This window comes from Ulvibacter sp. 2305UL32-6 (genome assembly GCF_058148545.1).
In genome coordinates, this window is the sequence record NZ_JBYVKA010000001.1 from 1,041,027 (window position 1) to 1,065,170 (window position 24,144).

The window sequence follows — 24,144 nt, forward strand, 5'->3', positions numbered from 1 at the left end:
AAAATAAAGCTTCTCATTAAGGCTACGATTCATTATGGAAGAAAATATACAACCCAAAGGATGGTTTAACAGAAACTGGAAATGGGCAGTCCCCACGGGAGGTTGCCTACTTGTGATTATTTTATTTGCGGCTTTTGCAGGCACTATTTTTTACGGTGTCACCAGTATGTTGTCAGACTCTCAAGCGTATCAAGATGCCTTTGAAAAAGCGCGAACGAACGAAATTGTCATTGAACGTCTTGGAGAACCCTTGGAGCCTAATGGCATCATGGGCGGCAATATCAATTACAGAAATGGTTATGGTGAGGCCAATATTTCGATCCATGTAAAAGGTCCAAAAGGAGAAGGCACCATTCGTGTTGAAGGCGGCGGGGTTGATGACACATGGAGTTACCAAAAAATGGAGGTTTATCTCCCAGAAACCGATGAGATCATCGATCTACTGCACGACCAAGAATTTTTAGATTGAAGCCAAGAGCTCGTCAATAGCACGATACATCTTTTTTAATTCTGAATCGCTAATTATATAGGGCGGAAGTAGATAAATGGTATTTCCTAACGGCCGCAAAAGCACACCACGCGCCAAGAAAAATCGATAAAGTTTGTCCCGGAGCGCTCCATAACGATGGGTGTCCACCTTTAAGTCAATAGCTAAAATAACGCCCTTTGTTCGAATATCATCGATCTTATCGTGGCCTTCAATACGCTGGGCAAATTCAAGGTGCGATTTTTCAATACGTTTAATATTTGCTTTGATTTCTTCGGAATGCAGCAGCTCTAATCCCGCTAAAGCCGCAGCACACCCTAAAGGATGCGCACTAAAAGTATGCGCATGGAAAAAACCTTTTGATGTTTCATCACTTAAAAATCCTTCGAAAACCTGTTGAGAACAGCTGGTAATGCTCAAGGGAAACATCCCCGCGGTCAATGCCTTGCTCAAACACATAATATCAGGTTTATGTTCAAGTTGGTCTACTGCAAAATGAGTTCCTGTTTTTCCAAAACCGGTCATGATCTCATCGGCAATGCACAATACATCATGTTTTTTACAAAGCGCAATTAATGCATCTAAGCCTTGAGCAGAGTGAAATTTCATTCCAGCAGCACCTTGAACTAAAGGCTCAAAAATAAAGGCAGCGCACTTATTTTCGGCTAAAATCACCTCCAACTGTTGTAAAACAACCTCCAAATTGTGGTCTTGTGGTACGGGAATGCGTTCTACTTTCAGAAGAAAACCTTCAAACGGACCATTATACGCCGAAAGTCCGGAGGCACTCATGGCACCAAAGGTATCGCCATGAAAACCATCTTCAAAAGCAATAAGTGTATCGCGCTTTTCACCTCGATTATGATAAAATTGCAACGACATTTTAATAGCTGCTTCTACCGCCGTAGAGCCATTATCATTAAAGAATATTTTTTGTTGGTTCTTTGGGAGAATTTTCATGAGTGCTTCGGAAAGCTCCACCGCAGGTTCATGTGTCAAACCACTAAACATTACAAAATCGAGCTGCTGCATTTGCTTTGTCATAGCAGCCGTGATGTGCTCATTGCAGTGCCCATACATTGCAGTATACCAAGAGGCAATCCCGTCGATATATTCATTGCCTTCCTCATCCCAGAGCAGCGCTCCTTTTGCTTTTACGATGGCGATAGGATCTACCGCGGTTTGATGCTGTGTAAGTGGGTGCCAAATGTGTTTTTTATCTCGATCCTGAATGCGCATGTACTAATGTTGACTTTATAAATTATTTGTATGCTCTTATAGATTTAAGGTTTCACGAAAATGCTCAGCATACTCGCTCACCACGTTTCTATCAATATAGGGTTCTGGGTCTATGCGACCTAAAATAGGAACGCCGCTCATGGAAGCAATGATCTGTTCTGTTGTGGATGTCTCGGCACCATTGAATATAATTCCGAAGACATTCAATCCGCGATTCTTTAAAGCTTCAATACTTAATAAGGTATGGTTAATACTACCTAAATAGTGCTTTGAAACGAGAATCACTTTGTCCATCGGCTGAATTAGATCGAGCATGGTTTCTTTTTCGTTCAATGGCACTAGGAGTCCGCCAGCACCCTCAATCACCAAATTATTTTTTGTTTTGGGGCGTTTTATAGTCTTTGTAGAAATAGAGATCCCGTCTATTTCCGCAGCAGCATGCGGACTCATAGGCGTTTGCAATGCATAGGCCGATGGGTGAAAAATTGTTTTTTTATTAGATACCCATTGTTGCACTTTATGCGAGTCGGAATGATTCAATTCACCCGCTTGAACGGGCTTCCAATAATCTGCTTCAAGCGCTTCGGTGATAATGGCCGACACTACGGTCTTGCCAACTTCGGTAGATATTCCGGTAATAAAAAATGTAGATTTCATTTAGCGACAAATTTTGTTTTACACACCTCACAGGTATAGTCATATTTTGTGTAAAAAGGCAGCCCTCCAAAGACAAAACCAAAAAGAAATGCCAAAAGCGATTTTATATCAGTTACATGAGAGAAAAAATTAATTTTGTTGCTCCCACAGTTCGGACAAACAATATCTTCACCATCATCTGAAATAGAATATTGGCTAATTGTCTCCAAAATTTCTTTGCTTTTAGTCGCGTCTTCCGTAAAAACCTCAAGTTTTACCCCACCAATAGCATTGCTTACTAAGGGATCAGTATCGATGGTGAGGTCGTCTCTTAAAAATGCTTGAATTCCTTCTGCCTCTAAGCGACCTTGAATGATTTTCGCTTCAGAAGAATAAGTAAAAGTTGCTACGGTAGTAAAGGTAGATTCCATTAAAGCAAGGTAGCTAATATTTGAAGGAGTTGTTCTATTTGTACTTCGGTATTAAAGCTATGCAAGCAGATCCGAAGGCGTTCTGAACCTAATGGAACTGTAGGCGAAAGAATAGGCTTTACATCAAATCCTTTTGCTTGAAGCACTGCGGAAATGTTCCTAGCATTACTATTTCCAGAAACAATACAGCAGTGAATGGCAGATTCACTCGGAATAAAATGTGATTGCAGCTGACATTCAATAACGTTTGATTGCAATATTGCTATATTTCTATGTAAACGTTCAATCATTTCATCTCCTGTAGCAGCACTTACCAACTGTTCATACGCTGCTTGAATCGTTGCAATAGTATGTGGAGATTGCCCTGTTGTGTATATAAAGCTGCGAGCAAAATTGACCAAGTATTGCTTTAATTCGTCACTCCCCAAAATAGCGGCACCATGACAACCTAAAGCCTTTCCGAAGGTCACGATTTGAGCAAATACTCGCGCTTGCAAGCTTAATTCATGAAGCAAGCCTCGCCCCTTACCCATTACGCCAATCGCATGTGCTTCATCAACGATCAACCGACAGTCATACTTCTCACATAGCACTACCAATGCCCTAAGATCGGGTTGATCGCCGTCCATAGAGAAGACAGATTCGGTCACTACATAGTATTCTTCATTTATAGCTCTCGACTCCGCTCGAACCGACATTTTTTTTTCTAAATCCGAAAAATTATTATGTGCAAATTTATAAGCCTTCGCATGACTCATAGCTATACCATCCCGAATAGACGCATGACAATATTCATCATAAAAGATAGTATCACCACGCTGAGGAACACTGCTAAAAAACCCCATGTTGGCATCATAACCACTATTAAAGATGAGGGCTTCAGGAAAACCATGGCATGCTGCGATCAGAGTTTCAGTCGTTTCAAATAACTGATGATTTCCTGTAAGCAGGCGCGAACCTGTAGCACCATTTCGTTCAAGATTGTGTTCTTTTAAAATTTCCGAAGCACGTTTAAAGATAATTTCTGAAGTTGCAAAACCTAAATAATCGTTTGACGAGAAATCGATTAAATTTAGTGTTTTACTCAGTCTCCGAAGCGAATTTTCACTACCTCGTTCTGCTATTTTTCTTTGTAATTTCTTCGGAAGCATCAACCAAAGATACTGAAGTCAGAGTAAAATAACTTTAGAAAAAATTCTATTAAATTATTGTTTTTCAATAATTTTGTTATATTTGTTATCGATAAACAATAATAAATCACTATATCTATGGTAAATAGAGCGAAATTAAAGTTAATTATAAACAGCATTTTTATTGTAGTGCTGGTCTTGGGTTGCCATCAATTCTATAAGAACTACAGTATTTACCAAGATTTGATCAACAATGAAGGTCGCCAAACATGGGCTGGCACACTATATCTTATATCGTGGTTAGCAATTTTAGGTATCTTCTTCGGGCTTATACATTTCAACATTACTTTAAAACAATGGAAAGAAGAGAATTTCTTTGATACCAGTACCGTTAAAAAAATTGAAGTCTTGGCCGCCATCTTATTAACGATTGGGGTTTCCTTATTTAGTGTCGAATTTACCACTATCAATATGCCTTTTAGGGAGTTTTTACCTGCTGGCTTTTTGGGCATTGGTCCAATGGGAAGCGCACTAATTATTGTGATAGGACTACTCTTTAGCTTTGTAGCATCCGTGATAACAGTCGCAAAACGGTTAAAGGATGAAAGCGATTTAACCATATAAAGATGCCAATACAAATACAACTAGATCAACTGTTAGCAGAAAGGGACATGAAAGGCAAAGAACTGGCGGAAGCTGTTGGAATTACGGAGGCAAACCTCTCAATCCTCAGATCGGGTAAAGCTAAGGCCGTACGCTTCTCGACATTAGAAGCTATTTGTGAAACTTTAAATTGTCAACCTGGGGATATCTTAACTTATAAGTCTTAAAATGAGACATATAAACAGCAACTTAAAGCAAATTCGCTATGATCACTTATACAACTTCGAAAACCGACAATGATCTAAAGCAAATTTTAAGACTTCAGCGAGCAAACCTACCTCATGTACTTTCTTCCGAAGAAAAAACAACCGAAGGCTTTGTTACGGTACATCACGATTTTAAAATGCTTCAAGCCATGCACGAGAAATGCCCACATATCTTGGCAAAAGATGATGACACCGTTGTGGGATATGCCCTAAGTATGCATCCAGATTTTGGAGAAAGTATCGACGTATTGAAACCTATGTTTAAGGAAATTAACCGTGTTATTGATTCACCTCAAGGGATGTTGAAACAACTGCGATACGACAACTTTATTGTCATGGGACAAATCTGTATTGATAAGTCCTACAGAAAGCAAGGTATTTTCAGGAAATTATATGAAACAATGCAAAATTATCTGTTTCCTCCGTTTTCGGCGATTATCACAGAGGTTGATGCAACAAACACGCGCTCACTACAGGCGCATTATGCTATTGGTTTTAAAGATGTCACTAGATATAGAGCAGGAGGGCAGGCTTGGATGTTGATCGTTTTATCTTAAAAGTTGATGATAAGGTCTAATTTCTTTTTTTCTTCCAATAGCGTCTGATAAGAAATTTGCGTTTTACCTTTAGCATGGCTGGAATGCAAAATATAAACTTCAAATTTTAGCGCTAATTCTTTCGCCGCTGAAACTGCGTCATTTTCATCACCATAGACGCCCAACTTGACATGTCTTCCGCTATTCAACCAGAGATTCACCGGATAAGCACCTGATCTATTTTTATGAATAGAAACATAGTCTATCTGTCGCATGATCTTCCATTTTCCATAGGAAATGGGCCCCACACGATACTTCATCCTATAGAGATTATTCTTAAAATCGAATTCATAATCTCGAACCATCGAAAAACTGATCCCAACACCCAGACAAAGAATGATCAAATTAATAGCACTCATCACGCCTTTCATTTGCACAGATGAATTCCGAAAGAAAATTGAACCTAGATAATAGATAAGAAATACCGCCATGGTAAAAGAGGCGGCCGCGATTAACGTTTGCCACAAAGATCGTTCTCCTTCAGAAATAACAAAATCTATTTGCCGTTCTTCCATCAAAATATTTAAGGGTTCGAGGGCATCAAGATCAACAAAAATCATATTATTAAGTGGTATTGACAGCGCATTACTTACTTTTTGTGCAGAACGAACAGCTACCTCCTCTTTCTTTGTTTCAAACAAAAGAATAGCCTGTTTTTCATCATAGAATAGTTTAGCCTCAAAGTAGGTTGTATAGTTTCTAAAAACCGACACATACTCCAAGCTTTGATATTTTTTTGACTTTTTGTGGTAGGTAATAATCCCTACGGTCTTTGTGAAGGTTAGTGTTTTGTTAATCCTGTCTATTAAAATTCCTTTTTTCGTGCCAATAACGGTACCTGCGATCAAGGGGAAAATTGCGACTAACACTCCAGCAATAGGACTATATGATTCTGGGTCATATGCTTGAGTGTATGGCAATACCAATGAATACAAAAGAACAAAGGCTGCTAAAGAAATAAACAGAAACGAAAGGATACGTCGCCCATAAGAGATTTGTGTTTCGTATTTATAGAACTTTTGATCTATTTTCATCGTATTAAAAGTACAGGAAAATGTGCATACAACGCAGTACCCACTATCAATAAAAAAATCCCAAACTCCAGAAATTGGAATTTGGGATTTTATATAATATAGCTTTTATTAATCTGCTAGTACAATAACTTTATTGTTGTTCATTTCAAGCGTACCTCCACTGATTTCCATAACCCAGTTATTTCCGTCGATCTTCTTAAAGCGATCTTCATAACCTTCTGCTATCGTTGGATTACCCGTAAATTTCACTTTTCCTTCAACCAACAATGAAACGATGGCTGCGTGGTTATTCAACATTTGAAATTCGCCTTCCATTCCTGGAACGGTCACGCTTTCAACTTCACCGCTTACTAAAGAAGCTTCTGGGGTTACAATTTCTAAGTACATAGTTTTTAGCTTTATGCTTTAAGCTTTAGGCTTTAAGCTAATTACGCTTCAGCAAGCATTTTCTCTCCAGCTTCGATAGCTTCTTCAATGGTTCCTTTAAGGTTAAAGGCTGCTTCTGGCAAGTGATCTAATTCACCATCCATGATCATATTAAATCCTTTGATGGTTTCCTTAATATCAACCAATACACCAGGAATACCTGTAAACTGCTCTGCTACGTGGAAAGGCTGTGAAAGGAAACGTTGTACACGACGTGCACGTCCTACCGCCATTTTATCCTCTTCAGAAAGTTCTTCCATACCAAGGATCGCAATAATATCTTGTAGTTCTTTATAACGCTGTAGTAACTCTTTTACGTTTTGTGCACAATCATAGTGCTCATGACCTAAAATATCAGCTGTAAGAATACGTGATGTAGAATCTAGTGGATCTACCGCTGGGTAGATACCTAGCTCTGCGATCTTACGTGATAATACAGTTGTAGCATCCAAGTGAGCAAACGTTGTTGCCGGTGCTGGATCCGTAAGGTCATCTGCAGGCACATATACTGCTTGTACCGAAGTAATAGACCCCTTTTTAGTTGAAGTAATACGTTCTTGCATCGCACCCATTTCGGTTGCTAATGTTGGCTGATATCCTACTGCAGATGGCATACGACCTAAAAGCGCCGATACCTCTGAACCTGCTTGTGTAAAACGGAAGATATTATCAACGAAGAAAAGCACATCTTTCCCTTGACCATCTCCTGCTCCATCACGGAAATATTCAGCAATTGTTAAACCAGACAAGGCAACACGCGCACGTGCTCCAGGTGGCTCATTCATTTGTCCGAATACAAACGTTGCTTTACTTTCTTTTAATGCTTCTTTATCTACCTTCGTAAGGTCCCATCCACCTTCTTCCATCGAATGCATAAAGGCGTCACCGTACTTGATAATACCAGATTCAAGCATCTCACGAAGTAAATCATTTCCTTCACGAGTACGCTCTCCTACACCAGCAAATACAGATAAACCACCGTGTCCTTTTGCAATGTTGTTAATCAATTCTTGAATTAGTACTGTTTTTCCTACTCCAGCACCACCAAAAAGACCAATTTTACCACCTTTTGCATAAGGCTCAATTAGGTCAATTACTTTAATACCTGTAAAAAGTACTTCCGTAGAGGTAGATAAATCTTCAAATTTTGGAGCTTGACGGTGAATAGAAAGACCTTGATCACCCGCCTTTGGCAAGTTACCAATTCCATCAATTGCATCTCCAATTACATTAAAAAGACGTCCGTAAACAGCATCCCCAATAGGCATCTGAATAGGCGCTCCCGTTGCAACAGCATCTGTACCACGGCTTAAACCATCGGTAGAATCCATAGAGATGGTACGCACGGTGTTTTCACCAATATGCGACTGTACTTCGAGGATCAATAAATTTCCGTTGTTATTAACTTCTAATGAATCATAGATCTTTGGAAGTTCCGCTCCGCTTTCAAACGCAACGTCGACAACTGGACCAATAATCTGTGCAACTTTTCCTGTAACTTGTGACATGAATAACTATTTATATTTTAGTACTATGCAAGTGCCTTAAGCACCTTGATTTTCAACGGTGCAAAGATAGTTTTTTCTACTTTAAATATGCAACCCAATCGATGGAAAAATTTAGATGTAGTTGAAGAAGTTTCTTTGGGCGGGCTTCTGCTTCGCGAAGCCATTCAGAAAAAACAGCCTACTAACGTGCCGCGCTTTGCAGAACCGGGCTTTCCGCGCTACACGCCTGCCCGTCCGAAACGAACGTGAAGGCGGGGTAGCTTGCTGCAATCCCTGCCCGATGGCAGTATACAGCATGCAAAAAAGTAAAACACATGTCATTTATCGCTAGCCTCGAAATGACAAACCAACATAACTATAAACAAAAAGCCTCCCCTTAAATAAAGGAAGGCTTTAATTATTATCTTCTTTATAAAAATTACTCTACAGTAACAGATTTTGCTAAGTTTCGTGGCTGGTCAACATTGCGTTTCAACATAACAGCAATATGGTACGAAAGCAATTGCAAAGGAATTGTAGTTACTAACGGAGATAACATCTCAGGAATATTAGGAACTTCCATTACATAATCTGCCATTTCACGAACGGTTGTATCACCTTCAGTAACTACAGCAATGATCTTACCCTTTCGAGATTTGATCTCTTGAATGTTACTTACCACTTTATCGTAGTGATTACTGTTTACAGCGATCACAACTACCGGCATCTGCTCATCAATTAAGGCAATAGGTCCGTGTTTCATCTCAGCAGCTGGATAGCCTTCTGCGTGGATATACGAGATCTCTTTTAATTTGAGTGCCCCTTCTAAAGCTACTGGGAAGTTATAACCCCTTCCGAGGTATAAGAAATTTGAGGCATCTTTAAAGATCTCTGCAATTTCCTTGATCTTGTCATCACTTTCTAAAGCTTCTAAAACTTTTGCAGGAATGTTATCTAACTCACGTAAGTGAAGCATATAGTCGCTTTGTGAGATAGTTCCTTTTATTTTAGCCAATTTTAAAGCAATCATAGTCAGTACTGTGATCTGTGTTGTAAAGGCCTTTGTAGAAGCCACTCCAATTTCAGGTCCGGCGTGCGTATATGTTCCACTATGTGTTTCACGCGAGATTGTTGATCCAACTACATTACAAATTCCGTAGACAAAAGCACCGCGCTCTTTTGCTAATTTAATAGCGGCAAGTGTATCGGCCGTTTCACCACTTTGAGAAATAGCAATGACAACATCTTTTTCTGTAATAACTGGGTTTCTATATCTAAATTCGGAAGCATATTCTACTTCAACAGGAATTCGCGCCCAATCTTCAAAAATATATTCAGCTACTAATCCTGCGTGCCATGAAGTTCCACAGGCAACAATAATGATACGATTTGCATTGGTGAATTTTGAAATATGGTCTTCTAATCCGCCTAATTTAATGATCCCTTCGTCTGCCAATAATCGACCTCGAAAGGTGTCTTTTATTACCGATGGCTGTTCGTAGATCTCCTTGAGCATAAAGTGTTCATAGCCCCCTTTTTCAATCTGCTCCAAATTTAATTTTAACTCCTGAACATACGGATGAACCAATTTATCATTCTTGATCTTTCTGATCTTTACATCGCGTCCTCTGCGAATAACCGCCATTTCTTCATCTTCGAGATAGATCGCAGTTTTAGTAAACTCAATAAAGGGTGTTGCATCACTGGCAACAAAAAATTCATCATCACCAACACCAATGGCCAAAGGGCTTCCTAGTTTAGCCACAACGATCTCGTCTGGTTTATTTTTATCGAATACAGCGATCGCGTATGCTCCTACTACTTGATTTAGAGCTAATTGAACTGCTTTTCCTAGTTTTACATTTTCGTTCTTTTTAATTTCTTCGATAAGATTTACCAAAACTTCGGTATCTGTATCGGATTTAAATGTGTAGCCGCGATTGATCAATTCCTTTTTTATAGAACCGTAATTTTCAATGATTCCATTGTGTATGATCACTAAATTCCCACTATTTGAATAATGTGGATGTGCGTTCACATCATTTGGTACGCCATGAGTAGCCCAACGTGTGTGGCCAATTCCTAAACTTCCTTTTGTTGAGATCTCTTGAGCTACTCGCTCTTCAAGATTGACAACTTTTCCTTTGGTTTTACACAACTGAATTTCATTTCCATCAAATAATGCAATTCCAGCACTATCATACCCTCTGTATTCAAGGCGCTTTAACCCGTTAATAATAATCGGGTAAGCCTCTCTTTTTCCAATGTAACCTACAATACCACACATGTGCTCTTAGTCTTCGTTAATTTCTGTATAATAAATCTGCAACTTAAGTCGCTTAGCCTCATTTGTTGTATTATTCCCGTACAACACAGTTCCTTCTGGAGAAACTACAGTAGCAGCAGGCACTTTAAAAATACCAGGGCTTTGAGGATTCTGTAGAGATTGATATTCTTGAATCGTCACATTACTTGATACCACAAGTGCAAGTGGAATATTAGTAGAATCTCTATTGATCAAATTCTTGAGATGATGAGTAATGTTCATTTCATAATATTCACCATTGTCATCACTATCACGAACTATTCTTCCTAAATGTTGATTATAAGCATCAACATCTTCATATCCACCAGTGACATCTTGTGCGTAGTCTGCTAAAACAGACCCATTTACAGCATCATAGATAGATAGGCGTTCTGGTTCTTGTGAACCGCCGGTAACCTTATCCTTATCGATATAAAATTTTAAATTAGCCTCTGTAATAAGCCATTCATCCTCTCTTAAACGATCTAATTCGTCTGAAACCCCATTAGGTTCAAGTACTTCCGCTCCATCAACAAAACTTATTTCGTCTGTCTTTCCGAAGAGCTCAATGATGGTAACAATACCATCTCCGCCTCTAACATATAAGGTTTCCTCCCCGTTTTCAAAATCTGGATTAAATAGATCTGAAGCAATCCCGGGATTGAGATCATTTTTAAAAACATTGACATTCTGACTTGCAAATCGGAGGTTAAAGGTATCCTCCGCTCGTCCGTCGTCATCTGTTTCATCTGGCCCACTATTATCGTCAGTATCACTGGTAGAATTTCTTGTGTAATAAAGTGTTATAAAGGCTTCGTCCATATCAAACAAAAACAAACTGCCATCATTAGAACTTGATTGCACGTCAAAATAAAGTCCTCTAAAAAATTCTCTAAAGTTGTTGTTATTAAGGAGTGCGGACATGCCCTCTTGATCTATGATCTTTTCCTGAAAAAAATCATTTGGAAGTTTTTGATACAAGCCCGGATTAATCCGCATTTCTTTGTCGGAGTCATCTTCAAAAAAGACAATTTCACTTGCACTAGGCTTAAAATCTTCAATCGAAGCTAGTTCCTGACCTAAAAATCCTTCAAACTGCGCTGCTTGATTAGAATAATACAACTGAGGATCTTCAAAATTAGAATCGGGATCAAGATCGCGTAAAAAGAAATTTGATTCGTAAATTTTAATATCAATAGGCTGATTTCCGTAGATAGAATCTAGTGTAAAACTACGGATACCGTCATTTATCTCTAGATTACTGAAATACGGTATATAGAGCACCACACTGTCTAATTCAACATCAACTCCAAAATCGGGGTTATTCTCGCTTAAAGTGACCTGAGACTGTAAACTAACTGTAGATTTACCATATACGGGATCATTATAAACCCCCAATTGATACGTTGGGAGACCATTGGTTGCTACAGGTAAAAATTTTCGGCTGTAGGTAACAACTGTTTTTGTCTCATCCAAAATGTCGTTAATAGGCTTATTGATAACCTCTGAATCTAACGAAGTAAAATCTTCGTCACATGATGCCAAGCCAATAATGACAAGTAATATGATCATTACTTTTGGCAAGATTTGGGTACGCTTCATCTAATTTTTTTATTTTTTTCTTTTACTATAACTTGGGGAAGTTACTTTTCTTCTTCTAGCAGTTCAGTCTTGTAGAAATCTAAATAGGCCTGTTCCATATCTTCTTTTGAATGATATTTTAAAACCGGTTTATTAAGCCCTTCAATATAGCTTTCGAGACCTGCTGGTATTTCTTCAGAACCAATAATAACTGCATCTGAATTTTTTAATGCAACCTTCATTACATTTTCATATGTAGGATCTTTCAACTCCATGACCGCTTCATCGTCGATGGCATCAAACATGATCTTATTGAATACGTCCATATTTAACGTTCCTTCGAAGCCTTGATTGTATACAGATGTAACAATTTTACTATTTTCAAATAGTGGCTCATTTCCATAATAATTACGCAAGTATAACGGCAAGAAAGCTGCTAGCCATCCATGAACATGAATAATATCTGGTGACCAATTGAGCTTTTTAACTGTTTCTATAACGCCTTTTGCAAAAAATATTGCGCGTTCATCATTGTCTTTGAAGTATTTTCCGTCTTCGTCGGCATATGTTGCCTTCCGTTTAAAATAATCTTCATTATCAATAAAATAAACCTGCATACGCTCCTTTGGGATCGAAGCCACTTTAATTATCAATGGCATATCAAGGTCGTTGATCACCAAGTTCATTCCACTCAAACGAATGACCTCATGCAATTGATGACGGCGCTCGTTGATATTTCCATAACGCGGCATAAATATGCGAATCTGCCCGTTATTGTTATTAACCATTTTGGGTGCTTCAAACGACATTGAAGAAATCTCGGTCTCAGGTAAATAAGGAATTACTTCCGAAGACACATACAAGATTCTTTTATCTTTCATCTAATTTATTTTTGTGTATTGAATACTACGTTGATAAAGACTCCTTTCTAGGAACTTTGTTGCAGCAAAAACAGGATCTCTCTAGAGCACTGTTGCTGATGCTTTTAAAAACACGCAAAATTACGAAATTTTATGCAGATTGACCGTAATATCTTAATATTGCTGTACGTTAAATCAATTTTATGCCTATACACACTACCGAAGCATCGCTTTTAAAGGCCCTATCTCCTTTCAGAAAAGCAAAACAAATTGGCTTTGTCCCTACTATGGGGGCCTTACATAATGGCCATATAAGCTTGGTATCACAGGCCTTAAAAGAAAATGATTGCGTGGTGGTTAGCATTTTTGTAAACCCAACACAATTTGACAATGCAGGGGATCTAAAAAAATACCCGCGTACCTTGGATGCCGACGTTCAACTCCTTAAAAAGGCTGGAGACAGTATACATGTTTTTGCTCCTGAAGCATCACATCTCTATCACGGACCCGTAGTTTCTCGGCATTTCAACTTCGGAAATCTTGAAAATGAAATGGAAGGCAAGCATCGAAAAGGGCATTTTGACGGAGTGGGTACGGTTGTAAGTTTGCTTCTGAAGACTGTAAAGCCGAATACAGCCTATTTCGGAGAGAAAGATTATCAGCAGCTTCAAATCATAAAAAAATTAGTCGAAATTGAGCAAATTCCAACAAAAATCACAGGATGTGCTATTGTTAGGGAACCGAATGGCCTTGCTATGAGCTCTCGAAACAAACGCCTAACTGAAACACAATTTGAGGCAGCAACCCTTATTTCTAAAACCCTTAAAGAAACCAAAGCATTATTCAAATCGCATTCCATTTCCCAGATCAACAAAATTGTACAGCAGCGTTTTGCGCAAAGCAAACACCTCAGCCTTGAATACTTTGAAATTGCGAATAGTGATACCTTAAAAACAGCACAACGAAAACGAAAAGGAAACCAATACCGAGCCTTTATTGCAGCCTTTGCAGGAGATATTCGTCTTATTGACAACATGGACTTAGGGAAAGGGTAGCGAAGCCCGATGCTATAAGCTTGATGTTAGACAATCGAAAAACCAAAAATCTCTAAACAGTTTGCCACTTACAACCTACCGCGTTCAGCTTTTAGTCTTGTCTTTAAAAATTTTGAAACTTGAAAATTTAAAAGTTATCTTTGCACCATGCTTATACACGTAGTAAAATCAAAAATCCATAGAGTTAAAGTTACAGGTGCAGACCTCAACTATATAGGGAGTATTACCATTGATGAAGATTTGCTGGACGCTGCAAATATCACAGAAGGTGAAAAGGTGCAAATTGTGAATAATAACAATGGTGAGCGCCTTGAAACCTATGCTATTCCTGGCCCAAGAGGTAGCGGTGAAATCACATTGAACGGTGCTGCTGCACGCAAAGTAGCTCCCGGTGACATTCTTATATTAATTACCTACGGGCTCATGACACAGGAAGAAGCAAAAGCTTTTAAACCAGCATTGGTTTTCCCAAATAGCGACAACTTACTCACTTAATTTGAACAAATCACTCGTCAAGTTCCTAAAAATTGCCATTCCCTTAGGTCTGGGTATTTTTCTTATTTGGTACAGCTACGCCAAATTCACACCGGAACAACTTGAAGAAATCAAATTCTACTTTCGCAAAGCCGATTATGGATTTGTAATTCTAGCGGTGACCTTTTCTATTTTCAGTCATATTTCAAGATCCTATCGATGGCTTTTTATGATAGAGCCTTTAGGCTACAAACCTAAGCTAGCCAATAGCTTTATGTCAATTTGTATTGCCTATTTAATGAATATGTTTATTCCAAAAAGTGGGGAGGTTTCTCGAGGTATTGTTTTAGATAAATACGAGGGCGTGCCCTTTGAAAAAGGTTTTGGAACCATTATCACTGAACGTATTGTTGATCTCATCTTCCTATTGGCATTTACAGTGGCCGCGTTGGCCTTACAGTTTGATTTGTTGTACGACTATTTAGCCACCATTATACAACCATCAAAGCTCTTATTAGGAGTTTTAGGTTTAGTGGTTATGGGGATATTGTTTTTAGTGTTTCTGAAATTCTCTAAATCGAAGCTTAAGCACAAACTCACCACATTTTTAGTTGGATTAAAAGAGGGTGTTTTTAGTATTTTAAAAATGAAGAAGAAGGGCGCATTTATACTTCATACTTTTATAATTTGGGGTCTTTACTTATTGTCCTTTTATACAGCAACCCAAGCGCTTGAGGAAACTTCAGCTATTGCGATCGGCACACTCATCATTACTTTCGTTGTGGGTAGCTTCTCTTTCGCCTTTACTAACAGCGGTTTTGGGGTGTATCCCTTCTTTGTTGCAGGAATTCTTGCCATTTTAGGAATTCCAGAAACTGTAGGAACCGCATTTGGATGGATCGTTTGGACCTCAAACATCGCGTCTATAGTGTTCTTTGGTGTATTGGCATTTCTTATATTACCGTTCTACAATAAAAACCGCGTATAGCGGTCCCGGTTATTCTTCCGAAGAAAAACAACTTTCATTTTTAATTTTTATCTTTCGGCATCTAAAAAACACCTCAATGAAGAATATACTGCTTATACTTGTTTGTTTTATAACCTCCTTTGCCGCTACGGCTCAAGTGGTGTATGAAGAGTTTAATTCTACGAAACTAGGCGAGACTCGACGACTTAAAATACAACTCCCCAGAAATTACGACACGAATACTGAGAAAGTATATCCAATTGTGATCGTGTTGGATGCCGACTACCTTTTTGAGCCAGTTGCAGGAAATGTAGATTATTTTAGTTATTGGGAGGACATGCCCGAATCTATCGTTGTGGGAATTATGCAAGGTAATACGCGTTATGAAGACTGTGCATACGACGACACAAATTTTTTGCCCGCCGATAAAGGTTCCGATTTTTTTGAATTTATTGGTCTTGAATTGGTTCCATATCTTGACACAAACTACAGAACGGCCAAATTTGTAATTGGCGTAGGTCACGACTTTACGGCAAACTTTTTAAACTACTATCTCTTTAAAGATCCACCTTTATTTAATGGATATATTATTCTAAGTCCAGACTTAGCACCCATGCTTGAAGAACGTCTTCCTGAAAGGATCCCGGCCATTGAATCTAAAGTTTTTTATTACTTAGCGACAGGAACTGATGATATCAAAGGCTTGATGGAAACATCAGATGACTTGAACAACAAGCTTAAAGGGCTAAAAAGCGACCGCTTTAGCTATAATTTTGATAATTTTGATGGAGCCACACATTACTCTTTAGTAGGACGCGGAATTCCGAATGCTCTGGAAAAGATCTTTGCTGTCTATCGCCCCATCAGCAAAAAAGAGTTTTCAGATAAGCTTATGAAATTGGAAACTCCCATTCACCAGTATCTGATAGAAAAGTACAGCACCATTGAAGACCTTTTCGGTTTGACGAATCCTATTCGCGTAAATGATTATATCGCGACAGCTACTGCCTCCGAAAAAAAGAAGCAGTGGGAATCTCTTCGTGAGATCGCAACCATGGCTAAAAAAGATTATCCAGATACGGTTTTGGGCGATTACTATTTAGCACGTTACTATGAAGAGGTTGGCGAACCTAAAAAAGCAATGCGTACTTATCAAGCGGCATTCGACAAGGAAGAGGTAGACTTTATCACTGTAGACATGATGCTGGATAAAGCAGATAAGATCAAAGAAGACTTCGGGTATTAAAAAAAATAAACATCGTAAAAAAGCCATCCTTTATCTAAACGAGGATGGCTTTTTTAGTTAATTTGGTTTTACTTGGCTTTTCCTGCTTCCGAAGTAAGATCACATATTGAACTAACTCCCCTGTTTGCCATAAATGATCTTCAAAGAGACCTGGACGGTAGATATCAGGCTTGCCACTTTCTATTTTTGTAATTACCGGATTGAAAAAAGTAGGGTATATTATTTCGTTATAATGAAAGAAACGTGAAATCGATGAAGGTAAATTGCATATAGGGTAAAATGCTTTTTTTCAGTTCTTAGAATAAAAAAACCCGGCATATATCATACCGGGTAATTTAAACTTGGTTTCTAGTAATCGAATATATCATCTGCAAGGTATTATATTTAAACATGCAAGTAAATACGTGATACTACGTAATTTTTAAGTATTGGTGCGTAAAGCGATATTTCGAATAAGTACATGATTTTTCATGGCCCACTTAGTTAAACTATTTGTTTTCTTTGGAAGTTTCAACTTGTTAATGATATTACTTCTGTGTTTTTCAATTGTGCGCTCGCTCAAATTAAGCACCTTAGCAATTGCTGCCGAAGTTTTATACGGGGCTATTAAAGAAAGAATATTGATCTGTGTTTCTGAAAGCAGATGCACATTTTTTAAAGGGACATCATCAAAGATTTCCTGTTTTGTCAGAAAGGAATCACTTACACATTTTTTCCCTTCAACGACTTTTTGAATACAGACCACTATAGATTCAAAACTATCACCCGTGTAAATAGTGCCAGACAATTGCCAAATACGCGAGAGGACTAAGTGCTCTTCCTGAAGATTTGAGAATACAATAATAAATTTTGTAGTAACACCTTTGTCGCTAGCTGTTTTCATGATGTCAAAAGCTGAAAGCACTGGCATATTTGCCTCTATGATCGCTATGGAAGGGCGTTCCTCGAGAATATAATTAAGAGCATCAATTCCTGTCTTGTGAGAAGCTACTATTTGACAATTCAAATTTGCTAAACCCTGATGTAGGCCAAATAGGAAAACCTCCTGACTATGAGCCAGGTAGAGCTTAATTTTTTTCATGTCTTGGTTGTTAGTTCCTGCAAGGTAAGAAAACAAGTACGAGAATAAAATACGCATTACTACGTAGATTTTACCAAAACATGACCTTGTTTAGATGTCTAGAATAATATTTTTATTGGTCAGACACCAAGTAGTTAAACTATTTGCTCCACCGGCAATTCCTAGTTTTAACTTTATATTACTCCTGTGCTTTTCAACAGTTCGAGATGAGACAAATAATGTTTCTGCGATAGAAGAAGTACTTACTCCTTGTGCTATTAACTTGAGAATGGTTTTTTCTGAAGGAGTCAAAACTTTGAGTTTATCAAGCTCATCAGAGACATGTTCTAGCGATAGAGTAGTAAAGGCGCTACTAAAAAATTCACGTCCCGCCAACACCGATTGCATGCAATTTTCAATTTCTGCAAAGGAATCCTCCTTGAGTAAATATCCATCAATTTGAAGCGACTTGGCTTGAATCACATATTCCATTTCTTTGTGAAATGAGAGCACGATAAATTTTGTGTCTATTTCTTTCTCTCTAGCCGCTCTTACTACTTCAAAGCCGGTTAATTCAGGCATGTCAATATCTAATAGCGCTATGGTAGGCTTGTGGAGCAAAATCGCTTCCAGAGCTTCTGCTCCGTTTCCTGCTTCAGCAACTACATTGTAATTATGACTATTAAGCTCGTCTAATAAACCTCTTAATAACATGGGATGATCGTCTGCGATCACCACGGAAAAATCTTTATTAATCATACTATAGGGACGGAATTTGTAATGAAACAGTGGTTCCTTTATTTTTTATACTTTCAATAAAAAGTTTAGATCTAATAATTTTAGTTCGCTCCATCAAGGTTTTCATTCCTAAGCTAATACTTTTTTGCTCTTTTTCAGCATAATCAAAACCTATCCCGTTGTCTTTGATAACTGCACGAATACTGTGATCATCCTTTCTCAACACAACAGAAGCTGCCTTAGCCTGCGAGTGCTTTACCATATTCCCCAGTACTTCCTGAATAATACGATATAAATGCAGAGCATCTTCTTTTGAGAGCAGTGTGTCAATATTTTCTATTTCATTAGTAAAAAATATATTAGAATTTGCATCCACTTCATTTACCATAGTTTCGATGGCAGCTGTCACGCCTAATTTTTCGATGGTCGACGGATGGAGACCACGTGAAATATTTCTCAATTCTTCCAATGTGCTGCCAGCGAGTGTTTGAAGTGCCGTATCACCATGTGTCTTGGTCTGCCTTGTTAATAACATAAGCTTTTGCCCAACACTATCATGCAGATCTCTCGCTACTCGCGTGCGTTCTTCTTCCTGAGCCTTAATTAAGTCTTGAGAAAATACCTCTTGCATCTGTTGCCTTTTTTTAGCACTTTTACGAGAACGCATAAAAAGTATAAAACCGAAAATAGATAACAAAATCATGGCACCCACAATCATCCATTGATTTTTAATTTTGTTTTTTGCATCCAGCAATTGAATATCTTTTTGCTGGGTAGCAATAGTAGCATCCCGCTTTTCAGTTTCGTATAGTGTTTGATAATAGGTTAATGCTTTAACTCGCTGTACATTTGAGATAGAATCTTTTAAACGAGTTGCATTCTTAAGGTGGCCATATGCACTTACCTTATCGCCCATTTTTTCATATACACGTGCCAAAAAACTTTCTGCCAACTCGATCTCTTCATAATGATTGCCCTTGTATTTAAAGGCCAGGTGCTCATTACCATAACGAATTGCATCGGCCATATTCCCCTCAACAAAGGCCAAATTCTTTAGAGTTTTTACATAATTTTCTCTGTTAATTCCTTCGGTAAACTTTGAAGGATCCTTTTCAAGCTCTCTTAGCAATGATTTTGCTTTGTTTAAACTATCGGCCTTGGCATAGGCTGGTATCAAGTTTGAATAAAGCACAGGCAACATAACTTCCCTATTTCGGTTTTTTGCATTGGCTTCTAGTGCCAAATTCAAATAGGAAATTTCGGCCCTAGTATCATCTTGCTTACTTGCATCTGTTGCGGCATTATAATAAAATGAGACTAAATGTTCTGTACTCCCAATTTTTTTGGCGAGTGTAATTGCTTCTTCCCGTTCTCTCTGAGCTTCCTCAAAAAAATCATTCTGACTGTACAACACAGAAAGTGAGTTTTTCGCTCCAATGATGTTGAACGTGTCTTTTTCTCGCTTAAATATAACTGCAGCTTCCTGAAATATCTTTGACGCCTCAGCATACTTTCCTGTAAAGCTAAGAGACCCTCCTTTATAGAGTTTTGCAACGCCAACACCACGCTGATAGTCGGCCTTCTGAGCTTCCAAAATTGCCAAGTCATAATACTTTATGGCGTTGTCGTGATCCTCTATAAAATAATAAGAGTCTCCACCTTCAAGGTAAAGTTTATAAAGAATACGATGGTTATTGATTTTGGATGCGTTTTGCAAAGAATTTATTAAAAGCTCTTTCCCCTGAATCGGGTTTCCCTTTATATTATTCTGATAATAGATAAGATTTGCCGTTTGTGCCATGGCAATATCGAAAGAATCAAGCTCAATCGCATAATCTACAGTTTCGCGTATTATGCTATCATCTTGAAACGCTGTGTCAAACGCAATATAATTTGATAGGCTATCCATAAACACAAGTTTTTGGGCACCCTCTGTTTCGGCAATTTTTTGCTCTAATTCTCTTGTAATTTCTTCGGAAGTAGGCTCTTGAGATAAACTAGGCAAGCTTATCACTAAACACAATAAAAGTAAAAAAGTATATTTCACAGGAAGTAGGAACTTGTTTATAACGGTAAATATACTCGTTTTCAACCTTATAAAGGAATGTCCAATCTAATTATAGTCCCCGCATTTATATCACTCTTGATCTGTAAATTCGATTTTAAAATCTTTGCTCGTTCGCGAAGTGTTTTCATTCCTAGACTCCGCGTTCCTTTTCCAATAGCTATGTCAAAACCACTTCCATTATCCTTTATTTCAGCAACAATAGTATGTTCTCTCCTATCAATTACAACTGAAGCCACTTTCGCATTTGCATGTTTGACCATATTGTTTAAAACCTCTTGAATAATTCGGTATAAATGTAAGGAAGACTCTTTAGACAAAGCATTATCGATGTTTTCAATATCATTTGTAAAGAAAATGGAGGTATTTGCATCAACTTCATTGACCATAGATTCAATGGCAGCTGTAAGCCCCAAGTCTTCTAAAATACTAGGATGAAGTCCGCGAGAAATATTGCGTAACTCGGCTAAAGTTCCATCTGCAAGAGAGTCTACCGAAGCATCTCCCATACCTCTGGTTTTTTTTGAAAGTAGCATTAATTTTTGACCTACACTATCATGAAGCTCACGTGCAACTCGTATACGCTCATCTTCTTGTGCGTTAATAAGATCCTGAGAAAACTGCTCTTGCATTAACACCCTGCGCTTAGCTGCATTCCGTGACCGCCATAAAATAATCGACACAAAAACTACTAGCAATCCAATACCACCCAAAAGAAGCAATTGGTTTTTAATTTTATTCTTTTGATCTAATAGAGCAATATTACTCTGCTGCGCCGCGATCTTATTATCTCTTTTTTCTGTTTCATACAAGGTTTGATAATACGCTAGATTCCGAACGTTTTGAACATTCGAAATCGAATCTTTAATGGCGTAGTAATTCGATAAGTGATAATTTTTTTTGTTTGAATTGCCCATAGCAGCATAAACATCAGCTAAAAATTTTTCGGCATTATAGATCTCAACAAAGCCGTCTTCCGCTCTTTTTAAAGCAAGATGTTCGGTTCCGTATTGCAACGCTTCGTTGTAGTTTCCTTTGGCAAAAGATAATTGCTTTAAGGCTTCTACATAAAATGTTCGGTAATCGGTTGTAATAGAAGGTATAGCTTTTACTTCTGAAAAATAACTTTCGGCCTTGCTAAGACTATCATTTAATGCATGCGCAATGACCAAATTGCTTAAGATGTTTGGCAAAAGTGCCTGGCGGTACTCCGACTTTTCATTCACTTCACGAGCCAAATTCAAATATCGGATCCATTCTTTATTATTTCCTTGTAACCTATGATCGGCCGCTTCGTTGTAATATAGTGAGGTTAATGCTCCTCCTCCAATATTTTCTATAAGCCTTAATGCTTCTTGCCTTTCGGCCGATGCTTCAGCATAAAATCCACTATGGCTGTACAAATTCGCCAAGCCATTTTTGGAATTAACCATACTGATGGTATCGTTGATCTCACTAAAAATATTAAATGATGCTTGCAAATCGGTTGAAGCCTCCGCCAATTTTCCAATTTCAATATTGGCATAGGCCATACGTTGCATGACCAAAGCAATCCTATTTTTATCTCCAATTAAAGTCGCAATTTGTTTTGCTTTTTGAAAGCTCTCCATGGCAGCCTCTAGATCTCCCAGCCCGTAATAGCAGTCGCCAGCATAGAGATACAAGTTAACCGTATTTCGATCTTCAAGTAACTGTGGGTGCTTGGCAACAAAGGCATTGAATACAGTTAATCCTTCCGCAGGTAAACCAAGAATAGAACTCTTGTAAAATAAGATATCGGCTGTATGCCGCGTGGCGGTACTCAACGAATTAATGGCTAATGCATACGCTATATTTTGATTGATGATAGCTTCATAACCAAAGGCTTCATTAAACTCGACCAGCAACGTTAAGCTATCCATCCAAGCCAGCTTTTCAGCTTTTTCTGAAATGGCAATTTTAGATTTTAATTCTGTTACTTTTTGAGACAATTCGGTGCTTTGAGCAAAAATAAAAGTGCAACAAAACAGGAAAAAAAGTGAGGCAAGTTGTTTCATAAGTTGGTTACTAGTCGTGTAAATATAGCTATTTTAGCAAAACGATTATGGCCAAAACTAAAACCACCTTTTTCTGTCAAAACTGCGGCGCGCAATATGCCAAATGGCAAGGACAATGTAATGCTTGCAAGGAATGGAACACCATTGCCGAAGAGATCATTCAAAAAGCCGAAAAAGTGGCCTGGAACACGTCTTCAGCCGCAAGCACATCAACCACAAAGCGAGCTGCTAAACCGCAACGTTTAGCCGATATTTCTATGCAGGCCGAAGCGCGCCTCAACACGCAAAACAATGAGTTGAATAGAGTATTGGGTGGCGGCCTCGTCCCAGGATCCCTCACCCTTTTAGGCGGAGAACCTGGAATTGGAAAAAGTACACTGATGTTGCAAATCGCGTTGCAACTTCCGTATAAAACCTTGTATGTTTCTGGCGAAGAAAGTGCGCAGCAAATTAAAATGCGCGCAGACCGAATTCATCCTAATTCAGAGAATTGTTACATTCTTACAGAAACTAAAACACAGAATATCTTTACCAATATAGCCGAAATGCAACCTGATATCGTTGTCATCGATTCTATTCAAACACTGCATACCGATTATATTGAAAGCAGTGCCGGAAGCATCTCGCAAATTCGAGAAACCACTACCGAACTCATCAAATTTGCCAAAGAAACGGCTACACCCGTAATTCTAATTGGTCATATTACCAAAGACGGAAATATTGCAGGTCCTAAGATCTTGGAGCATATGGTTGATACCGTACTTCAATTTGAAGGCGATCGCAATCACGTGTATCGCATTCTGCGTGCAAACAAAAATCGCTTCGGAAGTACAAACGAACTGGGTATTTACGAAATGCAGGGCAGCGGACTTAGGGAAGTGAGTAATCCTTCGGAAATTTTAATATCGAAGAATGATGAGCCCATGAGTGGAACGGCCATCGCCGCAACGCTCGAAGGCATGCGCCCATTAATGATCGAAATTCAAGCATTGGTAAGCTCTGCAGTCTATGGTACGCCACAACGAAGCGCTACAGGGTACAATGCTAAAAGACTCAACATGATCCTAGCTGTTCTTGAAAAAAGAGCAGGCTTTAAATTAGGCGCGAAAGATGTATTTTTAAACGTCACAGGAGGGATTAGCGTTGACGATCCCGCTATCGATCTTGCTGTTGTAGCTGCCGTGCTTTCCAGCAATATTGACATTGCTATTGAAAAAGGAATGTGCTTTGCTGCCGAAATTGGCCTTGCGGGCGAGGTTCGTCCTGTAACCCGCGTAGACCAACGTATTTTAGAGGCTGAAAAACTAGGCTTCTCATCCATAATTATTTCTAAGCACTGTAAACTTCCGAAGCAAAACTACGGCATCAATATTATTAAAGTTGCTAAAGTACACGACGTAGTGCATCACCTATTCGGCTAAC

The 24,144-nt window shown here is 38.5% G+C and carries 23 protein-coding genes; 9 read left to right on the forward strand and 14 right to left on the reverse strand.

The genetic code is table 11. The features are described 5' to 3' along the window. Positions 1-34 precede the first annotated feature (34 nt). Complete coding sequence (locus ACY2RU_RS05040; RefSeq protein WP_490137313.1) at positions 35-469, forward strand: cytochrome c oxidase assembly factor Coa1 family protein; 435 nt, start codon at positions 35-37, stop codon at positions 467-469. On the opposite strand, the gene bioA is transcribed toward ACY2RU_RS05040, so the two are convergent. The 4 genes from bioA to ACY2RU_RS05060 are packed head-to-tail and all read right to left on the reverse strand — an operon-like array spanning position 461 to position 3,944. Further along, positions 461-1,726 carry an adenosylmethionine--8-amino-7-oxononanoate transaminase gene (gene bioA / locus ACY2RU_RS05045; protein ID WP_490137314.1) on the reverse strand — a complete coding sequence of 422 codons (1,266 nt, stop codon included), beginning with the start codon at positions 1,724-1,726 and terminating at the stop codon, positions 461-463. The genes ACY2RU_RS05040 and bioA overlap by 9 nt on opposite strands. A 36-nt stretch (positions 1,727-1,762) precedes the next feature. Beyond that, positions 1,763-2,383, reverse strand: a complete 621-nt coding sequence (gene bioD, locus ACY2RU_RS05050; protein ID WP_490137315.1) for a dethiobiotin synthase — start codon at positions 2,381-2,383, stop codon at positions 1,763-1,765. After that, complete coding sequence (locus ACY2RU_RS05055; protein WP_490137316.1) at positions 2,380-2,793, reverse strand: putative signal transducing protein; 414 nt, start codon at positions 2,791-2,793, stop codon at positions 2,380-2,382. Before ACY2RU_RS05055 ends, bioD begins: the two co-directional genes overlap by 4 nt. Then, entirely contained in the window at positions 2,793-3,944 is a 1,152-nt protein-coding gene (locus ACY2RU_RS05060; protein WP_490137317.1) for an aminotransferase class I/II-fold pyridoxal phosphate-dependent enzyme, read from the reverse strand. Before ACY2RU_RS05060 ends, ACY2RU_RS05055 begins: the two co-directional genes overlap by 1 nt. 117 nt (positions 3,945-4,061) lie before the next feature. Here ACY2RU_RS05060 and ACY2RU_RS05065 point away from each other — a divergent pair, with 117 nt between their 5' ends. From ACY2RU_RS05065 to ACY2RU_RS05075, 3 genes are read left to right on the forward strand one after another with little or no spacing between them, the layout of a single operon-like run. After that, a complete protein-coding gene (locus ACY2RU_RS05065; RefSeq protein WP_490137318.1) occupies positions 4,062-4,547 on the forward strand; it encodes a DUF2975 domain-containing protein in 486 nt (161 codons plus the stop codon). Between the two features lie 2 nt (positions 4,548-4,549). After that, complete coding sequence (locus tag ACY2RU_RS05070; RefSeq protein ID WP_490137319.1) at positions 4,550-4,753, forward strand: helix-turn-helix domain-containing protein; 204 nt, start codon at positions 4,550-4,552, stop codon at positions 4,751-4,753. Between the two features lie 38 nt (positions 4,754-4,791). Further along, positions 4,792-5,349 (forward strand): GNAT family N-acetyltransferase, encoded by a 558-nt coding sequence (locus tag ACY2RU_RS05075; RefSeq protein WP_490137320.1) that lies wholly within the window; start codon positions 4,792-4,794, stop codon positions 5,347-5,349. On the opposite strand, the gene ACY2RU_RS05080 is transcribed toward ACY2RU_RS05075, so the two are convergent. The 6 genes from ACY2RU_RS05080 to ACY2RU_RS05105 form a co-directional block, all read right to left on the reverse strand. Next, the gene (locus ACY2RU_RS05080) at positions 5,346-6,422 is read right to left on the reverse strand and encodes a hypothetical protein (protein ID WP_490137321.1); all 1,077 of its coding nucleotides are present in this window, start codon (positions 6,420-6,422) and stop codon (positions 5,346-5,348) included. The two genes, ACY2RU_RS05075 and ACY2RU_RS05080, sit on opposite strands and share 4 nt — an antisense overlap. Before the next feature lie 108 nt (positions 6,423-6,530). After that, positions 6,531-6,809 carry a F0F1 ATP synthase subunit delta/epsilon gene (locus tag ACY2RU_RS05085; protein WP_490137322.1) on the reverse strand — a complete coding sequence of 93 codons (279 nt, stop codon included), beginning with the start codon at positions 6,807-6,809 and terminating at the stop codon, positions 6,531-6,533. Between the two features lie 41 nt (positions 6,810-6,850). Next, the gene (gene atpD / locus ACY2RU_RS05090) at positions 6,851-8,356 is read right to left on the reverse strand and encodes a F0F1 ATP synthase subunit beta (protein ID WP_490137323.1); all 1,506 of its coding nucleotides are present in this window, start codon (positions 8,354-8,356) and stop codon (positions 6,851-6,853) included. 418 nt (positions 8,357-8,774) lie between these two features. Then, complete coding sequence (gene glmS, locus ACY2RU_RS05095) at positions 8,775-10,622, reverse strand: glutamine--fructose-6-phosphate transaminase (isomerizing) (protein ID WP_490137324.1); 1,848 nt, start codon at positions 10,620-10,622, stop codon at positions 8,775-8,777. A gap of 6 nt (positions 10,623-10,628) precedes the next feature. After that, positions 10,629-12,242, reverse strand: a complete 1,614-nt coding sequence (gene bamH, locus ACY2RU_RS05100) for a BamH family beta-barrel-assembly machinery protein (RefSeq protein WP_490137325.1) — start codon at positions 12,240-12,242, stop codon at positions 10,629-10,631. A gap of 41 nt (positions 12,243-12,283) precedes the next feature. Then, a complete protein-coding gene (locus tag ACY2RU_RS05105) occupies positions 12,284-13,102 on the reverse strand; it encodes a glycogen/starch synthase (protein WP_490137326.1) in 819 nt (272 codons plus the stop codon). Between the two features lie 182 nt (positions 13,103-13,284). Between ACY2RU_RS05105 and panC the strand changes: the two genes are divergently transcribed. From panC to ACY2RU_RS05125, 4 genes are all read left to right on the forward strand, one after another. Then, on the forward strand, positions 13,285-14,136 hold the full coding sequence (panC, locus tag ACY2RU_RS05110) for a pantoate--beta-alanine ligase (RefSeq protein WP_490137327.1): 852 nt from the start codon (positions 13,285-13,287) through the stop codon (positions 14,134-14,136). A gap of 147 nt (positions 14,137-14,283) precedes the next feature. Beyond that, positions 14,284-14,631, forward strand: a complete 348-nt coding sequence (gene panD / locus ACY2RU_RS05115; protein WP_490137328.1) for an aspartate 1-decarboxylase — start codon at positions 14,284-14,286, stop codon at positions 14,629-14,631. A gap of 1 nt (position 14,632) precedes the next feature. Next, positions 14,633-15,598 (forward strand): lysylphosphatidylglycerol synthase transmembrane domain-containing protein, encoded by a 966-nt coding sequence (locus ACY2RU_RS05120; RefSeq protein WP_490137329.1) that lies wholly within the window; start codon positions 14,633-14,635, stop codon positions 15,596-15,598. A gap of 76 nt (positions 15,599-15,674) precedes the next feature. After that, entirely contained in the window at positions 15,675-16,823 is a 1,149-nt protein-coding gene (locus ACY2RU_RS05125; RefSeq protein WP_490137330.1) for an alpha/beta hydrolase, read from the forward strand. Between the two features lie 421 nt (positions 16,824-17,244). Here the strand turns inward: ACY2RU_RS05125 and ACY2RU_RS05130 are convergent, their stop codons facing one another. The 4 genes from ACY2RU_RS05130 to ACY2RU_RS05145 form a co-directional block, all read right to left on the reverse strand. Then, entirely contained in the window at positions 17,245-17,904 is a 660-nt protein-coding gene (locus ACY2RU_RS05130) for a response regulator transcription factor (RefSeq protein ID WP_490137331.1), read from the reverse strand. 90 nt (positions 17,905-17,994) lie between these two features. Then, positions 17,995-18,621 carry a response regulator gene (locus tag ACY2RU_RS05135; protein WP_490137332.1) on the reverse strand — a complete coding sequence of 209 codons (627 nt, stop codon included), beginning with the start codon at positions 18,619-18,621 and terminating at the stop codon, positions 17,995-17,997. A gap of 22 nt (positions 18,622-18,643) precedes the next feature. After that, a complete protein-coding gene (locus ACY2RU_RS05140; protein ID WP_490137333.1) occupies positions 18,644-20,668 on the reverse strand; it encodes a sensor histidine kinase in 2,025 nt (674 codons plus the stop codon). Positions 20,669-20,715: 47 nt separating this feature from the next. Continuing rightward, on the reverse strand, positions 20,716-22,722 hold the full coding sequence (locus ACY2RU_RS05145) for a tetratricopeptide repeat-containing sensor histidine kinase (protein ID WP_490137334.1): 2,007 nt from the start codon (positions 22,720-22,722) through the stop codon (positions 20,716-20,718). A 47-nt stretch (positions 22,723-22,769) separates the two neighbouring features. Here ACY2RU_RS05145 and radA point away from each other — a divergent pair, with 47 nt between their 5' ends. Continuing rightward, on the forward strand, positions 22,770-24,143 hold the full coding sequence (gene radA / locus ACY2RU_RS05150) for a DNA repair protein RadA (protein WP_490137335.1): 1,374 nt from the start codon (positions 22,770-22,772) through the stop codon (positions 24,141-24,143). The last annotated feature ends 1 nt before the right edge of the window (position 24,144 follow it).